The sequence below is a fragment of the Variovorax multivorans genome, from assembly GCF_051216835.1.
In the GTDB taxonomy this organism is placed as follows: domain Bacteria; phylum Pseudomonadota; class Gammaproteobacteria; order Burkholderiales; family Burkholderiaceae_C; genus Variovorax.
In genome coordinates, this window is record NZ_JBPJZL010000004.1 from 608,893 (window position 1) to 615,118 (window position 6,226).

The 6,226-nt window shown below is 66.4% G+C and carries 5 protein-coding genes; all 5 read right to left on the reverse strand.

Features of this window, described 5'->3' with window-relative positions; genetic code table 11:
- Nucleotides 1–36 precede the first annotated feature (36 nt).
- Nucleotides 37–1,590, reverse strand: a complete 1,554-nt coding sequence (gene gsiB / locus ACSFCA_RS13270) for a glutathione ABC transporter substrate-binding protein GsiB (RefSeq protein WP_093054515.1) — start codon at nt 1,588–1,590, stop codon at nt 37–39.
- Nucleotides 1,591–1,668: 78 nt separating this feature from the next.
- Nucleotides 1,669–3,546, reverse strand: coding sequence for a dipeptide ABC transporter ATP-binding protein (locus ACSFCA_RS13275; RefSeq protein ID WP_435459826.1), 1,878 nt, complete (start codon nt 3,544–3,546; stop codon nt 1,669–1,671).
- Nucleotides 3,547–3,586: 40 nt separating this feature from the next.
- Nucleotides 3,587–4,555 (reverse strand): isoaspartyl peptidase/L-asparaginase family protein, encoded by a 969-nt coding sequence (locus ACSFCA_RS13280; RefSeq protein WP_435459827.1) that lies wholly within the window; start codon nt 4,553–4,555, stop codon nt 3,587–3,589.
- Nucleotides 4,552–5,535 carry a MurR/RpiR family transcriptional regulator gene (locus ACSFCA_RS13285; protein WP_435459828.1) on the reverse strand — a complete coding sequence of 328 codons (984 nt, stop codon included), beginning with the start codon at nt 5,533–5,535 and terminating at the stop codon, nt 4,552–4,554. The genes ACSFCA_RS13280 and ACSFCA_RS13285 overlap by 4 nt, the downstream gene beginning before the upstream one ends.
- A gap of 249 nt (nt 5,536–5,784) precedes the next feature.
- The coding region (locus ACSFCA_RS13290) for a sensor histidine kinase (protein ID WP_435459829.1) at nt 5,785–6,226 on the reverse strand (442 nt) is incomplete at its 5' end.

A 6,226-nucleotide genomic window follows, 5' to 3' on the forward strand; every position in this document is an offset into this window, starting at 1 on the left:
GTCAACCCCTCACCCTGGCGGGTGAGGGGGCGAGGCTTAGTTCGCTACGGAGATTGCGTCGATGTTGATGTTGCCGTCGGGCATCACGAACACGCCCGAGAGGCGCTTGGCATGCGCCGACAGGTTTTGCTCCGTGACCATCGGCACGCGCGGCAGGTCCTTGCGGATCTCGTCCTGCGCGGTCTTGTAGAGGGCGGTACGTTCCTTTTCGTCGACCGTCACCAGTGCCTTGGCCAGCGCGTTGTCCACCACCTCGCTCTTGTAGAACGACATGTTGTTCAGCTTGGGCGCCCAGGCTTCCGAGGCGAACAGCGGGCGCAGGCCCCAGTCGGCTTCACCGGTCGACGACGACCAGCCCGTGTAGTACATGCGGACCTTGGCCGTCTTCGGATCGGGCCATGCATCGACCTGCTCGGTGCGCTGGCCCACTTCGAGCGCCTGCACCTGCAGCTTGATGCCGATCTGCGCGAGCTGCTGCTGCACGAACTGGATCGTCTTCTGGCTGGTCGTGTTGTTGTAGGCGCTCCACAGCACCGACTCGAAGCCGTCGGGGTAGCCGGCTTCCTTCATCAGCTCCTTGGCCTTCTTCAGGTCGTAGGGAATGGGAGCCATCTTCTCGGCGTACTTCACGCCCTGCGGCACGATGCCCTGCGCGGGGAAGGCATAGCCGCCGAACGCGACCTTGGCCAGCGCTTCCTTGTTGATGGCGTAGCCGATGGCTTCGCGCACCTTGGCGTTGTCGTAGGGCTTCTGCAGCATGTTGAATGCCAGGAAGCGCGTGATGATCGACGGCGTGGCCACCACTTCGAGCTTGTCGCTCTTCTTCAGCAGATCGGCCTGCTCATAGGGAATGGGATACGCGAAGTCGGCTTCGCCGGTCTGCAGCATCGCGGCGCGCGTGTTGTTCTCGAGCACCGGCTTCCACGAGACCGTGTCGATCTTCGGGTAGCCCTTTTTCCAGTAGCCGTCGAACTTCTTGGCCTTGACGGCTTCGGTCTGCTTCCACTCGACGAATTCGAAGGGGCCTGTGCCCACGGGGTGGAAGGCGATGTCCTTGTTGCCCCACTTCTTCAGCGCGGTGGGCGAAATCATGGCGGCCGAGGCGTGGGCCAGCGAGTTGATGAAGGGGCCGAAGGGCTCCTTCAGCGTGATGCGCACGGTCGTCGGGTTCAGCGCCTCGACCTTGCCCACGCGGTTGAACTGGTTGTAGCGCAGCAGCTTGTTGTCCTGGTTCAGCACGCGGTCGAGCGTGAACTTCACGGCCTCGGCGTTGAAATCGGTGCCGTCGTGGAACTTCACGCCGGTGCGCAGCTTGATGGTGTAGACCAGGCCGTCCTTCGACACGTCGTAGCTCTCGGCGAGCACGTTCTGCACCTTCAGGTCCTTGTCGAACTGGAACAGGCCTTCATAGAAGGTCTTGGTCACTGCCGTGGTGATGGTGGTGTTTGTGTTGTACGGGTCCAGCGTTTCCGGCTGGTAGCCGATCGAGAGCACCACGTCTTTCGCGGCCAGTGCCGTGCCCGAAGCGGCCAGCGCGGCCAGGCCCAGCAGTGCGGAAGCCCATCGCAGGGAGGAAGAAGATTGCGTCATGGAAGAACTCCAGTCGGTTCGTGGAAAAAAGCAGGGGGGCCTGCGGGTTGAAAAAAACGGTTGATCGATCGGAAAGGATCAGAAGGCGCCGCCGATGGCGTGCCGCGCAACGAAGTGGCCAGGCGCGACCTGCACCAGCGGCGGCACGTCTGGCTCGTCACCCACCGCGCGGATGGGGCTGGGAATCTCGCCTTCGAGCAGCGCGCGCGGCTTGTGGCGGCGCGACGGGTCGGCCACCGGCACCGCTGCCATCAGCTTGCGGGTGTAGGCGTGCTGTGGCGCTTCGAACACCGCGCGGCGCGGGCCGATCTCGACGATCTGGCCCAGGTACATCACGGCCACGCGGTGGCTGATGCGTTCGACCACTGCCATGTCGTGCGAGATGAACAAGAAGGCCACGCCCAGCTCGCGCTGCAGGTCGAGCATCAGGTTGACGATCTGCGCCTGAATGGACACGTCCAGCGCCGAAACCGATTCATCGGCCACCACCACCTTCGGGTTGAGTGCCAGTGCGCGCGCAATGGCAATGCGCTGCCGCTGGCCGCCCGAGAACTCGTGCGGATAGCGCTGCGCCACCTCGGGCGGCAGGCCGACCTTCTGCAGCAGCCAGTCGACGCGCTGCTGCGCCTCGGCGCCCTTGGCGATGTTGTGGATGAGCAGCGGCTCCATGATCGAGAAGCCCACCGTCACGCGCGGATCGAGAGAGGCGAACGGGTCCTGGAAGATGAACTGGATGTTCCGGCGTAGCGCCTGCAGCTCGCGCGTGGGCAACTCGCGGATGTTCTTGCCGCCGAACTCGATGGCGCCGCTCTGGCTCTCGACGAGGCGCAGCAGCGAGCGGCCGGTGGTCGACTTGCCGCAGCCCGATTCACCGACCAGCGCCAGCGTTTCGCCGGGGTACAGGTCGAAGCTGATCTTCTCCACCGCATGCACGCGACGCTTCACGCGACCGAAGAGGCCGCTGCGCACGTCGAAGCGCGTGACGAGGTCGCGCACGCGAAGAATGGGGCCGGTGTCCTGGCGCACGGTGTCTTGCTGCGCGGGCACTTCGACGGGCTGGGCGTCGGCGCTGGCCTCGGTGCGCAGCAATTCGAACTTGGCCGGCAGGTCGGTGCCGTGCATCGCGCCGAGCTTGGGCACGGCCGACAGCAGCGCCTTGGTGTAGGGGTGCTGCGGCGCCGCGAACACGGTGTCGGAGCTGCCTGCTTCCACCTTGTCGCCGCGGTACATCACGAGCACGCGGTCGGCGATCTCGGCGACCACGCCCATGTCGTGCGTGATGAAGAGCACGCCCATGCGCATCTCCTTCTGCAGCTCGCGGATGAGCTGGAGGATCTGCGCCTGGATGGTCACGTCGAGCGCGGTGGTCGGTTCGTCGGCAATCAGCAACTGCGGCTTGCACGACAGCGCCATCGCGATCATCACGCGCTGGCGCATGCCGCCCGACAGCTGATGCGGAAAGCGGTCGAGCACGTTGCGCGCTTCAGGAATGCGCACCAGCTCCAGCATGCGCAGCGCCTCGGCGCGAGCGGCTGCATCGCTCTTGCCCTGGTGGATGCGGATGGCCTCGGAGATCTGCTCGCCGGCGGTGAACACCGGGTTCAGCGAAGTCATCGGCTCCTGGAAGATCATCGCGATGTCCGCGCCGCGGATGTTGCGCATTGCGCTGTCGCGTGCCTGTGCCAGGTCGAGCACTTCGCCGTTGCGGCGGCGGAACGCCATGCTCCCGCCGAGGATGCGTCCGCCACCGTGCTCCACGAGCCGCATCAGCGCGAGCGAAGTCACCGACTTGCCCGAACCCGATTCGCCCACCACTGCAAGCGTTTCGCCATGGTCGACGTGGAAGGACAGCTTCTTCACGGCATCGACCGTGCGCTCGGAAGTCGAGAAACGCACGGTGAGATCGTCGACGGCGAGAACGCGGCCGTCCGGCAGGGCGAGGGCAGGGGTGGACATGGGAGTGCGAAGAAAAATGGGGGCGTACGTCGGTGCGTTGTCAGGCGAAGATGGCTGTCTGGGGCGCTTCGTCGCCGCGCGCGTGGCCGCGGTACATGCCTTCGGTGTTGAAGGCGAGGCTCAGGTTGCTGTGGCGGTCGATGGCAATCAGCCCGCCGGTGCCGCCGATGGCGGGCAGCGACTGCTGCACCACCGCATGCGTGGCGGCTTCGAGCGTGGCGCCGCCGTAGGCCATGCGGGCGCACACGTCGTACGCAGCCGCAACGCGGATGAACATTTCGCCGCTGCCGGTGCACGACACGGCAGCCGTGCGGTCGTCCGCATAGGTGCCGGCGCCGATCAGCGGCGAATCTCCGATGCGGCCGACGCGCTTGTTGGTCATGCCACCGGTGGAGGTGGCGGCGGCCAGGTGGCCGTGCATGTCGAGCGCAACCGCGCCGACGGTGCCGAACTTCTTGTCTTCGTCGAGCGGCGGCGTTGCTGCCGCCATCGACGCGCCTTCGTGGTCGACCACCACGCGGCCGGTGTCGCGCACGCGGTAGAGCTGCTGGCGGCGCGCCTCGGTGGAGAAGAACGAAGGCTCGACCATCTCCAGCCCGCGTTCGCGTGCAAAGGCCTCGGCGCCCGCGCCGGCCAGCAGCACGTGCGCGCCGTCTTCGAGCACGGCGCGCGCTGCGCGCACCGGGCGGCGAACGTGGCACACGCCGGCAATGGCACCGGCGGCGAGCGTGGCGCCGTCCATCACAGCGGCGTCGAGCTCATGGGTTTCGTCATGCGTGAACACCGCGCCATGGCCCGCGTTGAAGAGCGGGCAGTCTTCGAGCATCTCGACCGCGAGGCAGGCGGCGTCGAGTGCGGACGCGCCCTTGAGCAGCATTGCCTGCGCGGCGGCCACGATGCTTTTCAGGGCGTCGTGATAGGCCTGCGCCTGTTCGGCGCTGGTCGTGGCGGCGCTGATGGTGCCGGCGCCGCCGTGGATGGCGATCACGGGCACATGGGTCTGAGTCATCGGGAAGCTTTCTTCTTTTTCTTGCCGGCGCCGTTCAGGGCGGCGGCATCGGGTGTGTTCTGGAGGCGCGCGCTGGTGTCCAGTCCATTGATGCGCGGCAGCCCATTGGCGCCGTGCAGCCACGGCCGCACCGCCTGCAGGATGCGGCCGGCCGACTGCACCGGATCGGGCGCGCGCAGACTCACCGCGCTGGTCAGCGCCTCGATCAGCGCGAGCACGCTGGTCTCGCAGTTCGGGCGATAGCTGGTTTCGGTCTGGCAATAGAGCGCCACGTCGGCCAGCGGTGCCAGCGGGGAACTGGGGCGGTCGGTCAGCGCGATCACCGAGCAGCCCTGGCTGCGCGCGATCTGCGCAAGTGCGATGGTGTCCGTCAGGTAGCGTGGAAAGGTCAGGCCGATGAACACGTCCTTCGGCCCCGCGTGCATCAGCGTGCGCGCGGCGTGCGTGACGCCGCTCACGCCCGAGAGCAGGCGCACGTCGTTGCAGCTGCCGTCCAGCCCGTGCTGGAGCAGGCCCGCGAGCCATGCGCTGGCGCCGAAGCCACCGATGTAGATCGAGCGCGCCTTGCCGATGCGCTCCACCGCGGCTTCGCAGGCGGCGTAGTCCAGCGTCTGGCGCGTGGCTTCGATGTTGCGGCGGCTCTCGTCGAGCGCCGTGGCGAACACCTCGGCCACCGTGGTCGGGTGCTCCAGGTTGCCGCGCAAGCGCTCGACCGGCGCCACCAGCGACTCGAAGCCGCGCACGAGCTCGGCGCGGAAGGTGGCGTAGCCGTCGAAGTCCAGCGCGCGCGCAAAACGATTGGCTGTGGCGACCGACACGCCGACCGCGGCGGCGAGCTCGTCGATCGGCAGCGTGGCGACTTGCAGCGGGTGCTCCAGCACGTAGTCGGCCACCTGCCGGTGCGAGCGCGACAGCCGCGGCAATGCCTGCGCAATGCGCTGGGCCACGGTGGTGCCTGGGGTGTCGACGGTTGTGCTCATGAAGGGTGCAAACGTGCCCAAAAGTGTGCGTTTTTTGAAAACCAGTTTACAAATATAAGTCAGATAAGAAAATTTTCTGTCATTTTTGATCGAGTTCGCAAGTAACGGGCCAGGGGCGGAGGGGCATTGAAGAGGCGATGCGCGACGCGTTTCGCTCGTGGAGGGGCTGCCCGAGCGGGTTGCGGACGGGCGTCTAGGGATTTCCCCTGATGTCGCGGATGCGCGCCGTACCTCCGGCGGCACCGAGGGTCACTGGAGCGAGTGGCGCGGCAGTGAGATCGTGAAGACGCAACCGGTGCCGGGCACGTCCCGCACGGTCAATGTGCCGAAGTCCGCCTCGACGCTCTGGCGGGCGATGGAAAGACCCAAGCCCAGGCCCGACCGGTCATGACTGTGCTGATTGAAGGGGGCGAACATCTTGGCGGCGATTCCCGGCGGCAGCCCTCCGCAGTGATCTTCGACTTCGATCAGGACATGCTCGCCAAGCTCATAGGCCTTCAAGGCGATGTCGGTGTGCGGGTGCGTGAACTTGAATGCGTTCTGCAGCAGGTTCGCCAATGCAGCAAGCAGCAGCTCCCGGTTTCCCCGGATGGCCAGCAGGGAGTCGACGGGTGACACCTCGAAGGCGCAACCCGCGGCGCTTGCAACGAGCTGGGCTGCGGTTTCAGCTTCCTTGATGAACAAGGCCACG